The 20689-nt window shown below is 29.1% G+C and carries 25 protein-coding genes; 14 read left to right on the top strand and 11 right to left on the bottom strand.

All coding sequences use genetic code 11. From position 1 onward, the window contains the following. Window positions 1–70: 70 nt before the first annotated feature. The 6 genes from BKH44_RS00320 to rplI form a co-directional block, all read right to left on the bottom strand. Window positions 71–964, bottom strand: a complete 894-nt coding sequence (locus tag BKH44_RS00320) for a helix-turn-helix domain-containing protein (RefSeq protein WP_095269010.1) — start codon at window positions 962–964, stop codon at window positions 71–73. Between the two features lie 64 nt (window positions 965–1028). Then, complete coding sequence (locus BKH44_RS00315; protein WP_095269357.1) at window positions 1029–2024, bottom strand: L,D-transpeptidase family protein; 996 nt, start codon at window positions 2022–2024, stop codon at window positions 1029–1031. Window positions 2025–2046: 22 nt separating this feature from the next. Continuing rightward, entirely contained in the window at window positions 2047–2949 is a 903-nt protein-coding gene (gene era / locus BKH44_RS00310) for a GTPase Era (RefSeq protein WP_095269009.1), read from the bottom strand. Next, window positions 2949–4265: an HslU--HslV peptidase ATPase subunit gene (gene hslU / locus BKH44_RS00305; protein WP_095269355.1), complete on the bottom strand. Its 1317-nt coding sequence runs from the start codon at window positions 4263–4265 to the stop codon at window positions 2949–2951. The genes era and hslU overlap by 1 nt, the downstream gene beginning before the upstream one ends. A gap of 20 nt (window positions 4266–4285) precedes the next feature. Further along, complete coding sequence (hslV, locus tag BKH44_RS00300; RefSeq protein ID WP_095269007.1) at window positions 4286–4831, bottom strand: ATP-dependent protease subunit HslV; 546 nt, start codon at window positions 4829–4831, stop codon at window positions 4286–4288. A gap of 10 nt (window positions 4832–4841) precedes the next feature. After that, window positions 4842–5288 (bottom strand): 50S ribosomal protein L9, encoded by a 447-nt coding sequence (gene rplI / locus BKH44_RS00295; protein ID WP_095269005.1) that lies wholly within the window; start codon window positions 5286–5288, stop codon window positions 4842–4844. A gap of 55 nt (window positions 5289–5343) precedes the next feature. On the opposite strand from rplI, the gene BKH44_RS00290 reads away from it, so the two are divergent. Next, window positions 5344–5967: a SprT family zinc-dependent metalloprotease gene (locus BKH44_RS00290; protein ID WP_095269003.1), complete on the top strand. Its 624-nt coding sequence runs from the start codon at window positions 5344–5346 to the stop codon at window positions 5965–5967. A gap of 8 nt (window positions 5968–5975) precedes the next feature. On the opposite strand, the gene BKH44_RS00285 is transcribed toward BKH44_RS00290, so the two are convergent. From BKH44_RS00285 to ispG, 5 genes are all read right to left on the bottom strand, one after another. Further along, window positions 5976–7118 carry a tetratricopeptide repeat protein gene (locus BKH44_RS00285; RefSeq protein WP_275542058.1) on the bottom strand — a complete coding sequence of 381 codons (1143 nt, stop codon included), beginning with the start codon at window positions 7116–7118 and terminating at the stop codon, window positions 5976–5978. 68 nt (window positions 7119–7186) lie between these two features. Continuing rightward, entirely contained in the window at window positions 7187–8392 is a 1206-nt protein-coding gene (locus tag BKH44_RS00280; RefSeq protein ID WP_095269002.1) for a 2,3,4,5-tetrahydropyridine-2,6-carboxylate N-succinyltransferase, read from the bottom strand. Between the two features lie 81 nt (window positions 8393–8473). Further along, window positions 8474–9388: an AEC family transporter gene (locus tag BKH44_RS00275; RefSeq protein ID WP_095269000.1), complete on the bottom strand. Its 915-nt coding sequence runs from the start codon at window positions 9386–9388 to the stop codon at window positions 8474–8476. A gap of 19 nt (window positions 9389–9407) precedes the next feature. Continuing rightward, window positions 9408–9728, bottom strand: coding sequence for a multidrug efflux SMR transporter (locus tag BKH44_RS00270; protein ID WP_095268999.1), 321 nt, complete (start codon window positions 9726–9728; stop codon window positions 9408–9410). Between the two features lie 30 nt (window positions 9729–9758). After that, window positions 9759–10832, bottom strand: a complete 1074-nt coding sequence (ispG, locus tag BKH44_RS00265; protein ID WP_095268997.1) for a flavodoxin-dependent (E)-4-hydroxy-3-methylbut-2-enyl-diphosphate synthase — start codon at window positions 10830–10832, stop codon at window positions 9759–9761. Between the two features lie 174 nt (window positions 10833–11006). On the opposite strand from ispG, the gene BKH44_RS00260 reads away from it, so the two are divergent. The 13 genes from BKH44_RS00260 to gmhB are packed head-to-tail and all read left to right on the top strand — an operon-like array spanning window position 11007 to window position 20689. Next, entirely contained in the window at window positions 11007–13166 is a 2160-nt protein-coding gene (locus BKH44_RS00260) for a hypothetical protein (RefSeq protein WP_095268995.1), read from the top strand. 10 nt (window positions 13167–13176) lie between these two features. Further along, a complete protein-coding gene (gene hypA / locus BKH44_RS00255) occupies window positions 13177–13545 on the top strand; it encodes a hydrogenase/urease nickel incorporation protein HypA (RefSeq protein WP_095268994.1) in 369 nt (122 codons plus the stop codon). Next, window positions 13535–14146: a nickel-binding protein Mua gene (mua, locus tag BKH44_RS00250; protein WP_095269351.1), complete on the top strand. Its 612-nt coding sequence runs from the start codon at window positions 13535–13537 to the stop codon at window positions 14144–14146. The genes hypA and mua overlap by 11 nt, the downstream gene beginning before the upstream one ends. Further along, complete coding sequence (gene lpxB / locus BKH44_RS00245) at window positions 14127–15182, top strand: lipid-A-disaccharide synthase (RefSeq protein WP_095268993.1); 1056 nt, start codon at window positions 14127–14129, stop codon at window positions 15180–15182. The genes mua and lpxB overlap by 20 nt, the downstream gene beginning before the upstream one ends. Before the next feature lie 56 nt (window positions 15183–15238). Further along, window positions 15239–15730, top strand: a complete 492-nt coding sequence (gene greA / locus BKH44_RS00240) for a transcription elongation factor GreA (RefSeq protein WP_095268992.1) — start codon at window positions 15239–15241, stop codon at window positions 15728–15730. Further along, on the top strand, window positions 15727–16158 hold the full coding sequence (gene dut / locus BKH44_RS00235; RefSeq protein ID WP_095268991.1) for a dUTP diphosphatase: 432 nt from the start codon (window positions 15727–15729) through the stop codon (window positions 16156–16158). Before greA ends, dut begins: the two co-directional genes overlap by 4 nt. A 17-nt stretch (window positions 16159–16175) precedes the next feature. Next, window positions 16176–16808, top strand: coding sequence for a hypothetical protein (locus tag BKH44_RS00230; RefSeq protein WP_095268989.1), 633 nt, complete (start codon window positions 16176–16178; stop codon window positions 16806–16808). Continuing rightward, window positions 16805–17827: a hypothetical protein gene (locus BKH44_RS00225; RefSeq protein WP_095268987.1), complete on the top strand. Its 1023-nt coding sequence runs from the start codon at window positions 16805–16807 to the stop codon at window positions 17825–17827. The genes BKH44_RS00230 and BKH44_RS00225 overlap by 4 nt, the downstream gene beginning before the upstream one ends. Before the next feature lie 10 nt (window positions 17828–17837). After that, window positions 17838–18479, top strand: coding sequence for a type III pantothenate kinase (locus BKH44_RS00220; protein ID WP_095268985.1), 642 nt, complete (start codon window positions 17838–17840; stop codon window positions 18477–18479). After that, window positions 18476–19093, top strand: coding sequence for an ATP phosphoribosyltransferase (gene hisG / locus BKH44_RS00215; protein WP_095268983.1), 618 nt, complete (start codon window positions 18476–18478; stop codon window positions 19091–19093). The genes BKH44_RS00220 and hisG overlap by 4 nt, the downstream gene beginning before the upstream one ends. Beyond that, the gene (locus BKH44_RS00210) at window positions 19090–19392 is read left to right on the top strand and encodes a hypothetical protein (RefSeq protein WP_095268981.1); all 303 of its coding nucleotides are present in this window, start codon (window positions 19090–19092) and stop codon (window positions 19390–19392) included. Before hisG ends, BKH44_RS00210 begins: the two co-directional genes overlap by 4 nt. Continuing rightward, window positions 19392–20156 carry a sulfite exporter TauE/SafE family protein gene (locus BKH44_RS00205; protein WP_095268979.1) on the top strand — a complete coding sequence of 255 codons (765 nt, stop codon included), beginning with the start codon at window positions 19392–19394 and terminating at the stop codon, window positions 20154–20156. Before BKH44_RS00210 ends, BKH44_RS00205 begins: the two co-directional genes overlap by 1 nt. Continuing rightward, window positions 20153–20689: a D-glycero-beta-D-manno-heptose 1,7-bisphosphate 7-phosphatase gene (gmhB, locus tag BKH44_RS00200; RefSeq protein WP_095268977.1), complete on the top strand. Its 537-nt coding sequence runs from the start codon at window positions 20153–20155 to the stop codon at window positions 20687–20689. Before BKH44_RS00205 ends, gmhB begins: the two co-directional genes overlap by 4 nt.

Here is a 20689-nt window from a genome sequence, read left to right as displayed (position 1 = left end):
TTCCTTGTTATTTGAATTTTGAAAAAACATTATGAATTCTATAGTAATTCAAATTTTTCTACTATGAGTTTTATGAAACAAAATATAAGTTATTTGATTTTTGGTATTGTTTTGGAGTGATGCCATATTTTGTTTTAAACCTTTCAATAAACCAAGCAGGTGAAGAAAATCCACATTCTTGACAAATTTGAGTGATATTCCTTTGGCTAAACTGGATAAGGAATTTTGCTTTTGAAAAACGTTTTTCATCTAACCATTCTTTTGGCGATATCCCAAAACATTGTTTGAATTTCCGACTAAAGCTAGCTAAATCCATTTTTGAAAACATCGCCATTTCGCTTACATTGCTAAAATTATGATTGCAGTATTCAAAAAGTTTTTTTATATCTACATTAAATTCTTGTATGATATTTCTTAAAAAACCAATAAATGCTCTATTTTGATTTTGATTATTTAAAATATGCAAAAAAATTTCTTCAAATTTTAATAAAATAATATTTTCATTTGGGGATTTAGGTAGTTCAAAGTAAGGTGCAAAACCTTCTAAAACAGACTGCAAAATTTTATCAGTTTGTATTTTGAAAATAATATCTTCTTGATAATGATTTTTAAATGCTTCTAGAATATAGCGATGCTTATTGATAAACTCAATGAGTAAACTATCATCAAAAAAGAATAAAAATGATTGATATATATCATTTTGAAATTCAATAATATCACTGAGTGTATAATAACCTTTGCTTAAAAAAATAGCTTCACCACTTTCTATACAAAAATCGTTACCTTCTGTATGGAGAATCTTTTTACCTCTGCATACAAAAATCAAAACATTCATTTCCATTAAAATAGGTAATTGGATTGAATTTTCTTTTTGAGTATATCGAGCAAAACAAAATCTTCCCATAGGAAAAGATTCTATACCTTTCAGATCTTTCAAACCAGAAGGGATTTTAATTGTGTCCATTCTTTTCCTTATAAAAAAATATAACACAAATTATACAAGTTTTTTGATTTAATGTGATTCAAACCTATTTTTCAGTCAAGATTGAAATCTTATTATCCTTGAGTTCTATATATAGTTCTTTTTTGCTTTTGGAAGTATAAGTAGAGCGATTGTTTTTGAAGGCAGAGTAATTTTGAGAAAAAACAATCCTAAAGAGATTTTTTCCTTCATTATTTGGATAGGGAGTGATATCGATATCTGAAAATAGAATAGTTTTTTCTTCTTTTTTATCAAATACTCGTTTTTTATAGTCTTTAAAGCTATTAAATTTCATTCCATCAAAACGGATAAAATCATTATTGTAAAAAGACAAGTATGTATTTAAATCATTTTTTATCCACGCATCTCTCCATAGATATAGATCGCTAAGTATAGTGGCTAATTCTTCTTTTGTTGATGGCTTGAAGTTATTTTCAAAACTAATGAGGAGTATGTTTTTTTGAGCAATGATTTTATCATATTGACTAAGGAGTTGATTTTCAATTGCAATACAACCTTTTGTATTGAGTTCTTCTCGATTTCCATTTAATGGAAGCCCATGTATCCAAATACCTGAACCTGTTCTTTTACGTACTCTATCATAGATATTAGGATAGCTTGTAGCATAAGCCATTGGTCCATAATACTGGTTAAGTCCAGTCAGTCTTGCTGTAATATCATAGACACCAATAGGAGTTGTCAAATCCCCCTCAATTTTTTTATCACCTTTTCCTGAACCTACCAATGCATTACTTTGATTGATTTTTTTTAAATGCCCATTTTGGATTTCATAAAGGCTTAAATCCGGAATAGTTTTATCAGAGACGAATAAAAATTCTGTATTTTCATAATACCCATAATCAGTATCTTTATCTTTGAGCAAATCAAGCCAAAAATCTTTTTGAGTCAAATAATTTTCAAGCATAATTTGTGTATTTTCTATGCCTTTTGTTCGATAGGTCTGAATAATTTTGATAGTATCAGCATCTATTCCATAAAGCATACAAGATACCACTAGACTGATACTTAAAATGAATTTCATATTCGCACTCCTTCTGCTTGTTTTAGACTTCAAAATCATATCCAAATTTTTTAAGATTTTCTTTTTCTTTACTCCAAGATTTTTGAACAAATACATTTAAGGATAAAAATATTTTTTTTTCACCTATAATTTGCATTTTTTCTCTTGCTTGTTTACCAATTCGTTTAATAGTTTGACCATTTTTACCAATTACCATACTTTTTTGACTTTCTTTTTCTACAAAAATTTTAGCAAAAACCTTATCAAATGTCTCTCCTTCAATAAATTTTTCTATTTGGACTTCACTTTCATAAGGAATTTCATCACTAAGATTATTGAAGACACTTTCTCTGATAATTTCTTTATAGATTTGTTTGAGGTTTTCATCTGTAAGGATATCTGTATCAAATAATGGAGGAGAGTAGGGTAAATATTGAGCAACTTCAAATAAAAAATCACTGAGATTAATAGCTTTTTGCGAACTTACAGGGACAAGAGAGAGGAATTTTTGACTATATTTCTTATAATCATTTATTTTTTGAAGCACTTGTTCTTTACTCGCAATATCGATTTTACTCAATAATATGATATGGGGTTTATCTGTGAGTTCTAAAAATTCTTCATAGTATTTTGTTTTATCAAAAATCGAAGCCATAAATACACACAAATCACAATCAGAAATTGCCCTCAAGGCTTCTTTGAGCATAAATTGATTGAGTAATTTTTCTTGATGGTGTATCCCGGGTGTATCGACAAAAACAATCTGGCTTTCAATGCCATTTTTATCTTTAAATGGCACAATAAAATTCATTTTTTTTCTTGTTGCATTTGCTTTATGTGAGACAAGGGCAATATCTTGTTTTAATAGTTTATTTAAAAGACTACTTTTGCCACAATTTGGACGTCCCACAATCGCAACAAAACCACATTTAAAACTATTTTGCATCAAAGAATATACCTGGCCAAATCAACATTTTCAACCAGATCTTTTAATTTTTCATTTACTAGTTTTTGTGTAATGTGGACTGTTTTTCCTTCATACTCATCAATATCAAAACTAATATCTTCTAAAACATGTTCTATTGTAGTATGTAGTCTTCTCGCACCAATATCTTCAGTTTTTTGATTAGCATTGAAAGAAAGTTTTGCAAGTTCTCTGAGGGCTTCATCATCGAAAATTATATCGACATTTTCAACTTTCAATAATGCTTGGTATTGCTTGATGATTGATGTTTTGGTTTGAGTGAGGATTTGATACATTGCATCTTCATCTAAGCTATCAAGTTCTACTCTGATAGGAAATCTACCTTGTAGTTCCGGGATAAGATCACTGGGTTTGCTTAAATGAAAAGCACCAGCAGCTATGAAGAGAATATGATCAGTTTTTACTTGTCCATATTTTGTATTCACAACACTACCTTCAACAATGGGTAGCAAATCCCTTTGAACACCTTCTTTGCTTGGATCTTGTCCTGAGCTATTTTTTGTACTTACAGCAACTTTATCAATCTCATCAATAAAGATCACTCCTGCTTCTTGAGCACGTTTGAGTCCTTCATGTTTAATTGTTTCAGAATCTAAAATAGCTTGTGAAGCTTCTTGCTTGAGTGCTTGTTTTGCTTCTTTTATGGTCATCTCTTTTTTAATTTTTTCTTGATCTTTACCTAAGACTTTTACAATACTTTCTGATACTTTTATAATATCAGCAGAAAGGTCATTGTCAGAATCCCATAAAGATTTGGTGATTTCGATCTGTATTTTGAGGTTATCCATTTCTCCATTTCTAACCTTTTGTTTCATTTTCTCAAAACTGGCTTCATATTCTTGTTTTTTGATTTCACTCACTCCGTTGGGCAGTGGAGGGAGTAGTTTTTGAGATATTTTTTCTATGATAAATTCTTCAATTTTATCTTTTGATTTTTCCCTATATTCATTTTCAATCAAATTCATACTTGTTAGAACTAAATCTTTTATCATAGATTCTACATCTCGTCCTACGAAACCAACTTCAGTATATTTGCTTGCTTCGACTTTTATAAAAGGAAGTCCCATTATTTTAGCCATACGACGTGCAATTTCTGTTTTTCCAACCCCAGTTGAACCAATCATTAAAATATTTTTTGGTGTCACTTCATCTTGAATTTCAGGTGCAAGTTGTAGTCTTCTATAACGATTTCTCAATGCAATGGCTACAGCTTTTTTGGCTTCTTTTTGACCAATAATATACTCATCAAGATAATATACTATCTCTTTTGGACTCATATTTAGTTTATCATTAGTGCTCATTCAATCTCCAGAATTTTAATATTTGTATTTGTATAGATGCAAAGCTCGCCTGCAATTTTTAAAGATTCTTGCACAATCTGTTTGGGGTCTATATTGGCAAATTTATCCAATGCTCTTGCTGCACTAAGGGCATAATTACCGCCACTCCCAATCGCAGCTATTTTTCCATCTTCTGGCTCTACGACATCTCCTGTCCCACTTAGAATATAAATAGAATTTTTATTTAAGACAATCATCATTGCCTCGAGTTTCCTTAAATATTTATCTTTTCTCCATTCTTTACTAAATTCAAGGACACTTTTTACCAAATCACCTTTTTTGCCTTCTAATATTCGTTCAAACATATCAAATAAGCAAAAAGCATCTGCTGTGCTACCTGCAAAACCACTCAATATTTGTCCATGATAAAGTGTCCTTACTTTTGTTGCATTTGCTTTGAGGACACAATTACCAAAAGTAACTTGCCCATCCCCACCTATTATGGCATAAGATTTGCCATTAAAATCACCTTTGTAGCCTAATATTGTTGTTGCTTCAAACATTACTTACCCTTTATTCACCAATTACATCAACTTTAAGTATACCTGAAATTCCATATCCAAGTTTGACTTCAATTTCATAAATACCTGTACTTTTCATTGGATTTTTTAGTTCAATATTTTTTTTATCTAGAGTTATATGGTGGGAATTTTGCAATCCTTCCGAAATCTCCTCTTTTGTTATAGCCCCAAATAATGATCCATTTGCACCTACTTTTTTGATGATTTTTAATGTTGTATTATTTAAAGTATTGGCGAGTTGCTTTCTTTCTGCCATCTCTAAAGCTTCTATTTCTGCCTTCTTTTTTTGTTCAGCTTTAAATTTATTGATAACATCATTTGTAGCATGTTTGGCTTTGCCCTTTGCTATTAAAAAATTTTGACCATAGCCATCTTTGACTTCGTGAATTTCGCCAGTTTTTCCAAGACCTTTGACATCCTTGATCAATAAAATTTTCATTTTCTTCCTTTTCTGCTAGAATTGTTTAAAATTTTATCAAAAAAGAGTAAGGCTAATGGATTTTATTCAGATAAAAAATCGTGTTCAGGTTAAAAAAACAAAATGTAAAAACCCTCACATTATCATAAAACAAACAGGAGATATTTTTATCAATGTACCTTATTTTTATTGCAGAGAGGATTCTTTAAAACTACTTGATAAATATAAAGATTGGGTTGAGAAAAATCTTGCAAAAATAAATAAAGCTCGCTTAGAGATAGAAAATTTTTCTTTCATGCATTCAAATGAGATACTTATTTTTGGAGAATGGAAGAATATGGATTCAAGCATTAATATCACTTCGCTTAAAGCTAAACTTTTAGATTATCTTTTGATAAAAGTGCCTATCTTAGCAACACTAATGAATCTTTCTTATAATAAAATATCTGTCAAAATGAGTAAAACAAGATTAGGTAGTTGCTCATATCAAAATAACTTAAATTTTTCTTTTTTGTTAATCTTTGCTTCAAAATCTTTGATTGATTATGTCATAATTCACGAACTTTCACATATTTTACACAAGAATCATTCTAAAGATTTTTGGAATTTTGTAGAAAAATTTTGCCCTAACTATAAAGAAAAAAGAAAAGAATTGCACGAAAATATTAGATTTTATCTCGTTTTGCTTGATAAACTTTAGTCAGAAAACTATCTTATTCTTCTATTTGAAGTATCTGAATTTTTTGGGAAGAAAAAAGTACCTTTATTTCTGATTTGTGGGGATAAAAGCTGTTGTTTAAAAATCCTATAATTGTCACAACCTGATTGCAAACCATTATCACAAACAAATGCAAATAAATCTAAAGCTCTTTGAGTGTCTTGAGGCACCCCTAAACCTTTTTGATATAAGATAGCTAGGTTATTGCAACTACTCAATAAACCACCATCACAAGCTATTTGATAATATTTTGCAGCATAAAAATAACTTACTGGAGCTCCTGAAGTTCCATTGGTATACATCCAGCCCAAATTAGCACAACCATTAATATCTCCTGCATTGCAAGCTAAATAATTCAAATCCACTAAGCCTAATTTAGCTTTATCAATACCATAAATAGTATTTGTATTGGACATCAAGCCTAGATTATAACATCCCAAATCGCTTCCAGCTTCGCAAGCATATTTATAATATTGAATTGCTTTGAAATAATCTTTTTGTACACCTTCGCCATTAGCATACATCCAAGCTAGGTTATTACAGGCTAATACATCTCCTCCTTGGCAACCTGTCATATATAATTGTGCAGCTTTTTCTTTATTATTTTCATCAGACTTTTTTTGGAAATCATAAATCATTGCTAAATTTGCACATGCTGTTGCATCACCACCACTACAACCCATTTCATAATATCGGGTTGCTTTTTGAACATCAGTGCGAATTCCTACACCATTCATATACATTGTACCTACAGCAAAACATCCAGCAGGATTTCCTTCATCGCAAGATTGTGAAAATAATTTGAATGCTGTTTTATAATCCCCTGTTTTAGCTGCTTTAATTCCTGCTGTAAGGATACCTTCTACCGAATCTGGTGGGGCTAAATGATCTGTTATAGGGGGAGTAGGTTTACTTGTCCTTGGGGTATCAGGTTCAGGGTTGGGTGCTAAAATAGGTGCAGGTTCTTTTTGAGTATTTTGATTTTGTTGATTATTTGTTTGAGTATTTTGTTCATTATTTTGAGTTGTAGAAGGTTGTACTGCAGAACCATCTGTATCAGCAGCATAAATTATATTTGTCATTGCTAAGAAACCTACTAAAAAACAATTATTGATTTTATGCATTATCTGCATTATTTTTATCTCCTATTTCTCTGAATACTTTAAGAATCTATGATAAAAAAGCAAAAAATATACCCAAATTAATGCAAATCAGTATTCAACTCAATTTTTCTATTGCTTCTAAAGGCTATCATTTTACCAGTAGTGCTTTCTTGTCTAAAATGAATTCCATTTTTACCAGATAGTTCTTTTCCTTTATAAAAATTATTTGTTTTGATTGAAAAATCTTGATTGATTTGAGCAATTTTTTCAGCTTCAATTTTATTGATCTCAAAAATAGTACCACTCAATACTGCAATGCCTCCATCTACAATACATCCATCGCCCAAGCTAATACCTGTTGAGCTATTGACGCCTAAAAGACAATTTTTGCCTATACTGATAGGTGTCGAATTTCCCCCACTCAGGACGCCTAAAATACTTGCACCTCCACCAATATCAGTGCCTTCTCCAATAATGACTGAAGAGGATATGCGACCTTCATTCATACAAGTTCCTTCAACTCCAGCATTAAAATTTACATAGCTTGCACCAGGCATTTGAGTATAGCCCCCTATGCCTAAATAAGCTCCAAATCTTGTTTTTGCACTATCAAGCAATCTGATATTGTCATATTGAGGGATAATTTGCATTAAATAACGAGGAAATTTATCAACAAAATCAATATGGGGATAAATTTCATTCATTTTCAAATAAATTTCATTTTCTCTGAGCCATTCAAGTTCATAGGGTTTATTACCGCTCCAAGCAACATTTTGAAGCAATCCAAAAATACCTTCAAGCACAAGACTTCTGAGTTTTGCTTTACCTAAAGATAGTGCAAGTAATTTCATATAAGCACTTTCTATACTCTCACATTTGGTATCTTTATATAATACGACAAATCGAAATAAAAAATCTCCATCCCTAGTTTTCAATCTATTTGTTTCCAAAGCTTTTTTGAGTTCTAAAATTATTTGGATATTTTTATGGCTTGTTTTATTTTGTATAGCTTCATTTAAAAATGGTGCATAAAATTCAAGGGCTTTATGAATAAAATTTTCATCAATCCCATACACACATTCATTTTCACTTGAACTGATCTTAGCAGATAGATTCAATGAATTCATAAAAACAGCATAAGATCCTAAATTTTCATCTTTCCAATTTAAGATAGGATAAGTTGTACAAAGCACTTTTTTTGATTTCTGTCCTAAATCAACACGTGCAATACCAAACCCTAAAGGTGCTTTGTAGGAAGAAGACTTTTGATAAGTATCCACAAAATTTTTGAATTTGTCCACCATTTTATCTCTCCTAAAAATAAACTATAGTATTTTATAAAAGCTATTTATAATATTATTTGTTTGAGATTTCAATTAAAATCATTATAAATAACTTAACTCTAACCATATTGGTATGCTTAAAGAACTTGCGAAAATTCCAAATGCAATAGAACTGACTGCTATTTTACTATTCAAACCTGAACGCATGATTACAGCTGCAGAACTTATAAGCGGAGGCATTGCAGATTCTAAAAGAGCCATTCTCCAATCATTATTGTAATCCATCCCGCTTAGTTTTATAAAACAAAATACCAATGCAGGGACTATTATCATCCCCCAAAATAAAACAAAAAAAGTATTTTTCCATTCAGTTTTAATATCTCCAAGACTGATTTGAACACCTATGGCAAATAAAGCGACAGGTGTAGCACAAGCCCCAAGTTGTTTGATAGGAATAAAAATCCATTCTTTTATTGGAAATGGGATTGTTTTGAAAATTAAACCTATTATTAAGGCTAAAAAAAGGGGATTTTGAGATAACCTCATTATGATAGCTCTAAATGTAAAATTCCCTTTTCCTCCCAAACTCATTATAAAAGGTGTAAGGATAGCTAAAGGGATTGCTGTACACATTTGATCATATAAAATTGCCTTATTGGCATATTCTTGACCTAAGGCTCCTTGCACTAAAGGAACACCTAAAAATAATGTGTTTCCTAAAGTAGCTAAAAATGACATTGCAATCGCAGTATTTGTATCTCTTTTTAAGATTTTTTTTGCAAAAAAATACATCCCAATTCCACTCATAATTGAGCAAATTAGTGCAATAAACATAATGAGTATCAAATCAAAATCAAGCTCAACATGATAAATTCCTGTAAAAATTTGAGCAGGCAAGGCAAAATTGAGCAGAAATGCCAATAATATACCACTTTGTTTGTTGCCTACCATCCGAAAAGATTTTGCCAAATAACCTAACCCGATAAAAGCAAATACATTATATAAAGCCAATAGCATTGAATATTTTCCTAAAAAATTATCTTGAAATCAATTTTAAGCCTACAACACCAATGATGATCATTAATAAAAATACAATTTTTAAAAAACTTATTTCTTCTTTGAAAATAACAAAACCTATAATAGAAACAATACTGAGTCCTAATCCTGCCCATATTGCATATGCTGTGCTTAAAGGTATTCCTTTAGAAGCTATATAAAATACTGCTAAACTGATGGCAAAAAATATAGCATAAAGGATAGAATACAAATAATTATTTGTATTTGTCGCTGTTTTCAAAGATAATGCAGCCAAAGCTTCAAATACAATAGCCAAAATTAGAAATAGCCAATATTTCATTGTTTTCCTTTTTTGTTAAGTAAAATAAAGTTAGTTTTGAATATTTTTTTCAATAGCTAGTTTTTCAACTTCATTGATAAAGGTTTCTAAAATCTTGTTTTCGGGCAATTTGCATAAAACCTCACCACCTTTAATGATAAGTCCTTCACGATTTCCAAAAGCAATCGCAATATCAGCATGTTTGGCTTCTCCAATTGCATTCACAGCACAACCCATCACACTGATATTTAATGGAGTTTTTATGTGAGATAGTCTTTTTTCTACTTCTTTGACTGCATCCACAAGATTAGCTTCAATCCTTCCACATGTGGGACAAGAAATAATAGTGATACCATCTTTTTGCCTACCGCTATAACGTAAAATAGCTTTGGCAACTTTTATTTCTTCTTCAAGTTCTCCTGTTATAGACACACGCATTGTATCCCCGATACCTTCCATCAAGAGATTCCCTAATGCCATAGAACTTTTTATCATTGAGTGAAAAATTGTTCCTGCCTCAGTTACACCAAGATGGAATGGATAATTTACAAGTGGTCTGAGCATTCTATAGGCTTCAATAGTTCTCTCAACATCACTTGCTTTTAAAGAGATTTTGATATTTTCAAATCCAAAATCTTCAAGTAATTTAATATTATACAAAGCTGATTCAACCATTCCCTTTGGAGTAGGTCCATATTTTTTATCAAATTCTTTTTCTAAGCTACCACTATTAACTCCTATACGGATAGGTATTTTCCTTTGCTCACATGCCTTAGCGACTTCTTTTATCCTTTCTTTTGTGCCTATATTTCCAGGATTTATACGGATTGCATCAACACTTTCAGCTGCAATAAGAGCAAATCTATGTCTAAAATGAATATCTGCAACTATAGGTAATACAGAAACTTTTTTGAGTTCAGCGAGTGCTTGAGCATCTTTTTGATCACTTACGGCTACACGAACAATATTTGCCCCAGCAAAATGCAATCTGTCTATTTGGGATTTGGTAGCAATTATATCGGCTGTTTTTGTGAAAGTCATACTTTGTACGCTAATAGGAGCATTCCCCCCAATAGGAATAGAACCTATAAAAATCTGCTTGGTTAGGTATCGAGGGCTTAACATTAAATTATTTCCTTGTATTTGAATCACAGGTTATTATTATATGGACTTTTTGGTTATCTTTGAGCTTTAAGTTATGTTATCATTATATATATAAAATCCATCTTTAAAAATACAAAAGAAGAGATGGAACTTTTAACTATGTGTTAAAATAATCAGGAACTCCAAAACAAAAAAATGCTCAAACTTATAAAAAAAATTGATTTGATTGGTAATATATTAGATATTGTCTCGATTGATCAAGGAAAAAATAATGAATATTTATTTTTAGATGATAATCATCGTGTTTATAAATTTTTTCTAAAAGATTTTATGTTTTCTTTTAGCAAGCAAATTTGGAAGAATACTTTCCCTCATCATAAGTATTCTAAGGCTATTAGTTGTTCAAACAATGGTTATGTTTTGATGGCGAAACCTAATAGTAAAATCATATCAATCCATAAAATCCAAGATAATCAACTCTTATTGATAACAAGATTAAAATGGCACAAGACAGGTATTAGTGTTTCAAGATTTTCAGATGATTGTAAATATTTTGCAACTGGAGGAGAAGATGGAAGGATTTTTGTTTACAATCAATCCAATTATAGGATCAGTACTTTTTTGCCCAGAAGGCCTGATTATATTTCTTGTATTGTGTTTGGCAAAAGTTCTGAAAATATTTGTTATGCCTCTTATGATCTGACATTGATAGTTTATGATATTCAAACCGATTCACAAATTAAAATGATAAAAACTCCAAGCGTTGTTGAAGATGCTCTATTTTTTGATAATGATAAAAAAATTTTTTATGTTTGCAAATCTGGTGAAACAGGTGTGCTTGATATTTTTTCTGGTAAAAATGAATACAAAATCAATCTTGAACATTGGCCTACTAGAATAATTTTGAGCAATGATGGTCTTTATGTTTACATAGGCACACGTGACAATTTTTTATATATTTGTTACGTTAAAGATAATAATGTTGTTTATAAAATAAATACACTTTCAAAAGGTATTGTGTGCATCAAAAACTATGATAATTTACTTTTTATTTGTTTTGCAAATGGGGGTATCCATATTATTGATAAATATTATAAAATTAATGAGTTTTTAGAATTGCTCAATCAAGGTGATTTTTCAGGGGCAAAAAAATTAGCCCAAGAGAATAATTTTTTGCTCAAAACTTTAGAAATATATACAAATGTCAAAAATAATACTTGGAAAAATATCCTTAAAAAAATCCCTCAACTTTTGCAAAATGAAGATATTCAAGGGATTCTTGAAATTTGTGCTCCATATTTTGAAGATATAGAAAAAGAAGAAGAAATCAAAAAATATATCAATAAAAAATCTTTTATACAAAATTTTTTAAAAAGATTTGAAGAAAAAAATTATACATTTGCTTATGAAATTGCTAATCAAAATCCTTGTATAAAAAACTTAAAAGAATATAAAGAGTTGGAAAATAATTTTGAGCAAATTTGTAATCTTTCTGAATATCTTATATTTGAAAATTCTTTTGTCGCAAAACAAAAAATTGAAAAACTTTTGAAACCTTTTGAAAATATATTAGAAAAGAAAAATATAATTATAGGTATTTATAATAATTGGGATAAATATTTTTTAGCAGAAAAATATGCTAAAGAAAAAGATTTTATCAATTATTTTTCACTGAGTGAACAATCTTTATTTATTAAAAAAACAAAAACATATCAAAAAATGTATTTCATTTGCGAGCAAATGACTCAAAAAGTGCAAGATGAAATTTTAAATAAAAATTTTATAAAGGCTAAAGAATATTTAAATTTTTTAATCAAATTACCACCTTTTAAAGATTTTGCAATCAAAAATCAAAAATACCTTGAGAATATTGATATATTTTTCACTCAATGTAGGACAAAAAATTATATAAAATGTTATGAAATGCTAGATAAATATCCTGAATTAGGATCTTTAGAAGAATATACATTGATACATGATGATATAATAAAGGTTTTTGAAGAAGCTAAAAGTTTTGCACAAAAAGGAGATACAGAAGAAGTCTATAGCAGAATACAAAAGTTTTTTGGTATTAAAGAATGGAAAAATAAAATTGATATCATAATGAAAATAGCTTATTTATATGAAATGAGGAATGCTTTTGAAAATGAAGAAGAAAAAATTGATTGGGAAAAAAGCATCAGGCAATATATTTCAAAATTTGGCAATGATGATGAAATTAAAAATTTTTGTTCTTTAAAAAAAGATTTCAAAAATATTATAGAAACTATGAATGATTTTGATTGTATTGCAGAAAATGAAAGTGATATTAACCATATACAAAGTATTATTATCAAACAAGAAATAAATATTTAAGGTTTTAAAAATGCATGAATATTCTGTGGTATCTTCTTTGATAGAAATTTGTGAGGAAAATGCTTTTAAAAATAAAGCTTTTAAAATAGAAAGGATTGTTGTGGGGATTGGTGAGAGGAGTGGCATGGATAAAAGTTTGTTTTTAAGTGCATTTGAAACATTCAGAGAAGAATCACAATTATGCAAAGATGCTATTTTAGATATTATAGAAGAAAAAATAGAATTAGAATGTAAAGAATGTGGATATAAATTTATTCCTAAAGAAATAGAATATGGTTTGTGTAAGCAATGCGGAAGCAAGAATTTAAAAATCACCAAAGGAAGAGAGATGAATTTATTATCTTTGGAAATGATTGGGGAAAATCAAGATGAAGGATAAACAAATTTTTCAAGATTTTATTCAAAAAAGTTCTGAAATCAAAGAAAGTTGGGAAGTTTTTAGACTTTTTGAAGAAGAAAGAGAGAAATTTAAACAAGAAATTTTTTCTTATGAACAAGAGATATTTCAGGCCAAAGAAAAACTAAAAAAAATACGACTCCGATACATAAAGCTTAAAAATGAAATGAATGATATTGAAGAAATCAAACAAAAAAAAATTCAAGAGATAAACGAGATAAAACAATATCTTTTTAAACAAAAAATACAAAAAAATATTTCAAAACTTAAAAATGAAAAATCAAATTTATTGGGGGAAAAGAAAGAAGCTTTGTTGCCAAAACCTGTTGAAATGATTGATATTTATCTAAAAGATGGGAGTATAGCAAAAGCAAGACCTGTAAAAAAAATTTTTACAGATATATTGTATAAAAAATACAGAGTCTTGTTGAAAGAAAATAAATCTTTAAAGGAACATATATTAGATTTTGAATTAGAAAATTCAAAATTAAAAATAGAGTTGAGGGATTTTTATACCGAAGACATGATAAAAGCTAAACATTTATCAGGAAAGAAAGATATTGATGAAAAAAATCCTTGTTAGTGCACTTGAACCTAGTTCAAATATTCATTTGAGGGAACTCAAAAAATATTTAAAAGATGTTGAATTGATAGGTATTTTTGACGAAGATCTGGGAAGGGCAGTTTATACACCCAAAGATTTTTCCGTGATGGGTTTTGGAGATGTGTTGAGTAAATTAAAATTTTTCTATATAGCAAATAAAAAAATGGCTGAAATGTCAATACAAGTTGATATGGTTTTGTTGATGGATTCTTCTTCTTTTAATATTCCTTTAGCAAAAAACATTAAAAAAAAAGATATTACAAAAAATATTATTTATTATATATTACCGCAAGTCTGGGCTTGGAAATCTTGGAGAGTAAAATTGCTTGAAAAGTATTGTGATAGACTTGGAGCAATATTGCCTTTTGAAGTGTCATTTTATAAAAATAAAGCAACTTACGTAGGACATCCACTTTTAGATGAAATACAAAAATATGAGAACACGAAAACCAAAAAAGGCATTATATTTATGCCTGGCAGCAGGAAGGGAGAGATTCAAAGAATATTCCCTATTTTTGTTCAAGTTGCCAAAAAACTTCAAGATGAAAAAAAGATTTTAGTCATACCAAAAACTTTTTTTGGTATGGATTTAGAATCCATATATGGAACAGACATTAAAGAATTTGAAATTTCTTTTGACACACATAAGAGTCTTCATGAAGCTGAATTTGCTTTTATTTGTAGTGGAACAGCAACATTAGAAGCAGCATTAATAGGAATCCCTTTTGTGTTAGGATACAAAGCAAGAAAAATTGATTTTGTTATTGCTAAAATTTTTGTTAAACTTTCATATATAGGACTTGCTAATATTTTTTATAATGCTATGAATAATGAGAAACCAGGAAAAGGTAAAAGTAAATTACATGAGGAATTGATACAAGATAAATTGACTTGTGCTAATTTACTGGAGCAATATTACAATCTTGATAGGGAAAAATTCTTGATGCAATCAGGAAGGATTAGGGAATATTTGAAATATGGTAGTGCAGAAAATATTGCAAAATGGATAAATTAACATTAGATTAAATTCTGATTTAATATCATTATAGTTTCAATTTAGGAGATATGGATATGAATAAGGAACCAATGAGCCAATATGGATATGAAAAACTTTGTGCTGAGCTTAAAAATCTTAAAGAGATAGAACGTCCAAATATTGTAAAAGAGATTGATATTGCACGTCAACATGGAGATTTGAAAGAAAATGCAGAATATCATGCAGCAAAAGAAAAACAACTTTTTATTGAGGCAAGGATCAATGACTTGAGTGAAACTTTAAATAATGCACAGGTAATTGATCCTGCGACACTCCCACACAATAAAGTTAGTTTTGGTAGTACTGTAAAAATTTTAAATCTTGAAAATGATAAAGAATTTATATACACTATAGTTGGTAGTGTTGAAAGCAATCCAGCAAATGGTTTGATTTCATTTGGTTCTCCGATTGCAAAAAGTCTTATTGGTAAAATGAAAGGCGATGAAATCACAATTAAATTACCTGGTGGTGAAAGCGATTTTGAGATTTTAGAAATTTATTACCGAAAAATTGAGTTTACAAAATGAAGATAAAAATAAAAAAAATACATCCAAATGCTATCATACCTGAATATCAAAGTAAGGGTGCTGCAGGTTTTGATTTGTGTGCTTTAGGGGATTATGTCATTTTACCTTCAAAAATAGCTTTGATTAAAACAGGTTTGAGTTTATCTATAGAAAGCGGTTTTGAGCTTCAAATAAGACCAAGGAGTGGATTGGCACTTAAAAATGGAATTAGTGTTTTAAATACCCCGGGAACAGTAGATAGCGATTATCGTGGTGAAATAATGATTATCCTTATCAATCATTTAGATAAAGATTTTGTAATTTCTAATGGTGATAGAATAGCACAAGGTGTGATTAGTAAAGTGTATCAAGCTGAATTTATTGAATGCAAAGAACTTGATGATACAACAAGAGGTTGTAGTGGATTTGGAAGTAGTGGTATAAAATAAGAAAAATAGGAGTTTTCATGGGTGTTAAAAATAATTTTAAACAAATACAACAAGAATTTAAAGGCGATGAAAAAATCTTAGAAAGTGCGTTTAAACTTGAAAAATTATACAAAAAATATAAATATTTCCTTTATTTGCTAGCAATCGTTTTGATTATTTGGTTTGGGTATTACAAGTTTTCTGACTATATAGATGAAAAACAAGCTCAAAAAACTAGCACTATCTATAGTCAATTGTTAAAAAATCCTAATAATCAAGCCTTATTAGATGATCTTAAAGATAACTCTAGTGATTTATATGATCTTTATTTATATTCCCAAGCCCTTAGAGACGGGGATAAAAAAACTCTTTATTCACTCAAAACTTCAAAAAATACTATCATTAAAATGCTTTCTGATTATCAATATGCTTCTTATGTAAAAAATCTTGAAGGATTAGAAAAAATGAATTCAACCCCAATAAAAGATTTTGCTATTTTACAAGAAGCCTATTTACTTTATGAACAAAACAAAATTCCTGAAGCCAAAACATTGCTTAATGATATCCAACCTTCTTCATCAGTTTTTCAAATTGTGACTATTTTAAAGCATTATAAACCAGACCAAAATCCAATCGCAATAAACAAAAAATCTACAGAGGTCAAAAAGTGATAAGAAATAATAAAAGTATATGTTTTACTCTAATAATGATATTTTTTTTCATCGGGTGTAGTTCAAAAAAATACTTTGAACCAACAAAAATTGATGGAAATATTAAATTTGAACATAAACTTCAAGATAAAATTGATACTGTAAACCGTTATGGGGCAGTTTTGGATAATGGGAATGTGATTGGAGAGGATGGATTAACACAACTTCAAATCAATAAAAAGTCCACTTATTTGAATGAAAATAAAGATTATTATATCATTGCCCAAGATTGTTATCATATTGAGCTTATTAACAAAAAAACTCAAGAATCTAAAATAATTTCTACATCATCTTGTCCATTAGCTGCAGAAGTAAAAAACAACCAATTAGCGGTTGTTTTATCTGATAATTCTACCAATATTTATGATACTTATACACAAAATATACTTTTTACACAAAAAGGTATTGCAAGTATTGCTATTAATTCTCTTGTAGCTGCACCAGTTTTTTTAGATACATTGGTTGTTTTCCCTACGCTTGATGGGAGACTTTTGGTTGTTGATACAAAAAACTTTAATCCAGTAAGGAATATCATAATAAATAGCGAAAAATTCTTCAATAATGTTATTTATCTTGTCGTGGAGGGTGAAAATATGTTTGCTGCCACAGGAAAAAGATTGGTTTCAATCATTTCAGGACATGAATTTAACTATGATGCTGATATTTTAGATGTATTATACGATAATACACAATACATTTATATCCTCACACTTGAAGGACAAATTATCCAATTAGATAAAACGCTCAGAGAGGTAAACAAAATAAAACTACCTTTTGCTAATCTTAATTCAATCGTTATTGTTGGAGACAAGCTTTATAGTATTGAAAAAAGAGGGTATTTAATTGAAGTCAATGTGAATGATTTTAGCTCAAAGATTTTTCAAATCAAAGGTTCTTTTGGCAGGATGAAATTGGATAAAACAAAATTTTATGATAAAAATAAAATCTATTATGATAAATATTATTTTGATTTTAAATAAAGAATCATGAATGATACTTTGTGATATTGGGAATACCTATATTCATTTTTATGATAGACGACGTATTTGGAAAAATGAGCCTAAAAAAATTGAAAAAAAAGAACTCCATTCTGATATTTATTATATCAGTGTTAATATGGAAAATGAAAAAAGACTCCTTAAAGCACATAAAAATTCTTATAATATGTCTAAAATTGTTGAACTTCAGACACCTTATAAGGGGTTAGGTGTAGATAGGAAAGCTGCTTGTTTAGGGATAAGTGATGGTGTCATAATTGATGCTGGCAGTGCTATTACAGTAGATATAATGGAAAAAGAAGTACATTTAGGTGGTTACATTCTTCCAGGATTGGCAAGTTATATTCAAGCATACAGGCAAATATCTTCAGCTCTTGATAAAAAATTAAATCTTGCTGTCTCTCTTGATGAACTTCCACTTGATACTCAATCAGCTATTGGTTTTGGGATACTTCAGAGCATTACATCTTCAATCAATGGGATAATCAAAGATAAAAAAGTTTATTTTACAGGAGGGGATGGAAAGTTTTTATCAAAATTTTTTGCAGAATCTATCTATAATGAAATGTTGGTTTTTAATGGGATGCAAATTTCTATTGATAAGATTTTAAAAAAAAATAGGGAAAATATATGATAACAATTGCTCTGCCAAAAGGACGAATTGCAGAAGAAAGTTTGGCTTTATTTGAGGAGATATTTGGACAAAATTTTGTTTTTGAAGATAGGAAGCTTATACTTGAAAATTTTGGATTACGTTTTTTATTGGTACGCAATCAGGATGTCCCAACCTATGTTTATCATCAGGCTGCTGATATTGGAATAGTTGGGCTTGATGTATTGGAAGAATGTGAATTGGATTTAATCAGATTGCTTGATTTGCAAATTGGCAAATGTAAGGTTGTTGTTGGTTCAGAAATTGGTAGAGAAATTGACTATCGAAAACCTCGTATAAAAATTGCTACCAAAATGCCTAATATTACTAGCAAATTTTTTTCACAAAAAGCTATCGCCATTGATTTGATAAAACTATATGGTTCCATTGAATTAGCACCATTAGTTCAACTCTCAGATGGGATTGTTGATATTGTAGAAACAGGAGCAACAATGAAACAAAATAATTTGAAGATTGATGAAATTATTTTAGAATCGAGTGCGTATTTGATATGTAATAAAAATAGTTTTTATCAAAAAAAACAAATAATTCTTAATTTATATTCTAAAATTGAAATATTTATGAGTAATAAATGAAAAAAATATTTTTATTTTTATGCTTTTTTATGATAACCCTTTTTGCACAATGGCAAATGTTCAGTGATAAAACTGATACTTATATTTATAATACCCAAACAGGTGAAATTTATATACGATATAAATTGAATAAAAAAAACTATGAAGATGTATTTGTAAAAATGCCCAAAGGGATTGTCCCCAAAAATGAAAAAAATATCACTCATGAAAAATCAAATAAAGATAACAATGACACCGCTATGGAGGCAATCAAAAAAGCTAATGATATAATGAATCATTCTATAGATAGTGGGATGTAATGAGTTTAGTAGAACCTATAGTCATTTTTACAATGGCTTTGAGTATGTCTTTGTCTCATTGTATAGGAATGTGTGGTGGTATTGTTATTGCTTATTCAAATGGAAAAATCCATAAAGATACTCATTTTATTTATCAAGTCTTGTATCATTTTCTTTATAATTTAGGAAGGATAAGCTCTTATATGATCATTGGAGGTATAAGTGCTTTTATTGGTTATGGTTTTTCTCTTTCAATCACAACAAAAGGTATTTTATTCATTATAGTAGGTGTATTGTTGGTATTGTTTGCCTTTTCTTACTTATTTTTTCCTAAAATATTGACTTATATTGAGCCATCTATCTCGACAAATTCACAAAATAGATTTTTTATTTGGTTCAAGAATATATTTATTTGGTTTTTAACTTCAAAAAATCCTTTTAGTTTTTATGGATTAGGAATTTTAAACGGTTTTATGCCTTGTGGAATGGTGTATTATTTTGCTTTGACTGCAGCATTAGCACAAAATATTTTAATGGGAATGATTACAATGGGAATTTTTGGTATTGCAACTCTTATACCAATGTTGGCAATAGGTTTTATAGCTAGGAATTTGTTAAGCCTTTTTTTTAGAAAATTTTTTATGTTTATTTCATTTATATTGATGTTATATTTTGGTGGATCTAGCATATATAAAGGGATTTTAAATTTTTCTCACAAATCTAGCCCTATGCAATACCATTCACATCCAATCAATCACTCCATTGATTCAAAGGAGATGTTTTGAAAGCTATTTTTTTTGATAGAGATGGTGTTATCAACAAAGATTTTGGTTATGTATATGAAGCAAAAGATTTTATTTTTATGGATGATATTTTTGATTTTTTAAAACTTTGTAAAGAAAAGGATTTTTTGTTATTATTAGCGACAAATCAATCTGGAATCGGGAGAGGATATTATACTATTGATGATTTTAAAGAACTCACTCTTTATATGCAAAATCAGCTAAAAAAACGATTAGGTTTTGCATTTGAAAGTGTTTATTTTTGCCCACATGATCCTAATGAAGATTGCTTATGTCGCAAGCCAAAACCTGGTATGTTGCAAAAGGCAAAAATAGATTACAAACTTGATTTTCAAAAATGTTTCATTATTGGAGATAAAATAACCGATATGCAAGCTGGACAAAATGCAGGAATAAAAAATAAAATCTTTTTAACAACAGGAAATGAAAACACAACATCAATAGATAATATTCATGAAGTATCTTCTATTAAAGAAGCTCTCCAAGTAATGAATCGTTTAATAACAGGAGATTAA

It is taken from the genome of Helicobacter sp. 13S00477-4, assembly GCF_002272785.1.
In the GTDB taxonomy this organism is placed as follows: domain Bacteria; phylum Campylobacterota; class Campylobacteria; order Campylobacterales; family Helicobacteraceae; genus Helicobacter_J.
This window is presented reverse-complemented; position numbering and strand designations above follow the sequence as displayed.

What these genes read in the sequence shown, in the direction of transcription:
- hisG (WP_095268983.1), top strand. Translation starts at nt 18,476, where the DNA reads ATGATAACAATTGCTCTGCCAAAAGGACGAATTGCAGAAGAAAGTTTG.
- rplI (WP_095269005.1), bottom strand. Translation starts at nt 5,288, where the DNA reads ATGAAAATTTTATTGATCAAGGATGTCAAAGGTCTTGGAAAAACTGGC.
- lpxB (WP_095268993.1), top strand. Translation starts at nt 14,127, where the DNA reads ATGAAAAAAATCCTTGTTAGTGCACTTGAACCTAGTTCAAATATTCAT.
- BKH44_RS00205 (WP_095268979.1), top strand. Translation starts at nt 19,392, where the DNA reads ATGAGTTTAGTAGAACCTATAGTCATTTTTACAATGGCTTTGAGTATG.
- era (WP_095269009.1), bottom strand. Translation starts at nt 2,949, where the DNA reads ATGCAAAATAGTTTTAAATGTGGTTTTGTTGCGATTGTGGGACGTCCA.
- BKH44_RS00220 (WP_095268985.1), top strand. Translation starts at nt 17,838, where the DNA reads ATGATACTTTGTGATATTGGGAATACCTATATTCATTTTTATGATAGA.
- BKH44_RS00270 (WP_095268999.1), bottom strand. Translation starts at nt 9,728, where the DNA reads ATGAAATATTGGCTATTTCTAATTTTGGCTATTGTATTTGAAGCTTTG.
- BKH44_RS00290 (WP_095269003.1), top strand. Translation starts at nt 5,344, where the DNA reads ATGGATTTTATTCAGATAAAAAATCGTGTTCAGGTTAAAAAAACAAAA.
- hslU (WP_095269355.1), bottom strand. Translation starts at nt 4,265, where the DNA reads ATGAGTCCAAAAGAGATAGTATATTATCTTGATGAGTATATTATTGGT.
- BKH44_RS00315 (WP_095269357.1), bottom strand. Translation starts at nt 2,024, where the DNA reads ATGAAATTCATTTTAAGTATCAGTCTAGTGGTATCTTGTATGCTTTAT.
- mua (WP_095269351.1), top strand. Translation starts at nt 13,535, where the DNA reads ATGAAGGATAAACAAATTTTTCAAGATTTTATTCAAAAAAGTTCTGAA.
- BKH44_RS00210 (WP_095268981.1), top strand. Translation starts at nt 19,090, where the DNA reads ATGAAAAAAATATTTTTATTTTTATGCTTTTTTATGATAACCCTTTTT.
- BKH44_RS00260 (WP_095268995.1), top strand. Translation starts at nt 11,007, where the DNA reads ATGCTCAAACTTATAAAAAAAATTGATTTGATTGGTAATATATTAGAT.
- BKH44_RS00275 (WP_095269000.1), bottom strand. Translation starts at nt 9,388, where the DNA reads ATGCTATTGGCTTTATATAATGTATTTGCTTTTATCGGGTTAGGTTAT.
- ispG (WP_095268997.1), bottom strand. Translation starts at nt 10,832, where the DNA reads ATGTTAAGCCCTCGATACCTAACCAAGCAGATTTTTATAGGTTCTATT.
- greA (WP_095268992.1), top strand. Translation starts at nt 15,239, where the DNA reads ATGAATAAGGAACCAATGAGCCAATATGGATATGAAAAACTTTGTGCT.
- BKH44_RS00320 (WP_095269010.1), bottom strand. Translation starts at nt 964, where the DNA reads ATGGACACAATTAAAATCCCTTCTGGTTTGAAAGATCTGAAAGGTATA.
- BKH44_RS00285 (WP_275542058.1), bottom strand. Translation starts at nt 7,118, where the DNA reads ATGCAGATAATGCATAAAATCAATAATTGTTTTTTAGTAGGTTTCTTA.
- hypA (WP_095268994.1), top strand. Translation starts at nt 13,177, where the DNA reads ATGCATGAATATTCTGTGGTATCTTCTTTGATAGAAATTTGTGAGGAA.
- BKH44_RS00230 (WP_095268989.1), top strand. Translation starts at nt 16,176, where the DNA reads ATGGGTGTTAAAAATAATTTTAAACAAATACAACAAGAATTTAAAGGC.
- hslV (WP_095269007.1), bottom strand. Translation starts at nt 4,831, where the DNA reads ATGTTTGAAGCAACAACAATATTAGGCTACAAAGGTGATTTTAATGGC.
- dut (WP_095268991.1), top strand. Translation starts at nt 15,727, where the DNA reads ATGAAGATAAAAATAAAAAAAATACATCCAAATGCTATCATACCTGAA.
- BKH44_RS00280 (WP_095269002.1), bottom strand. Translation starts at nt 8,392, where the DNA reads ATGGTGGACAAATTCAAAAATTTTGTGGATACTTATCAAAAGTCTTCT.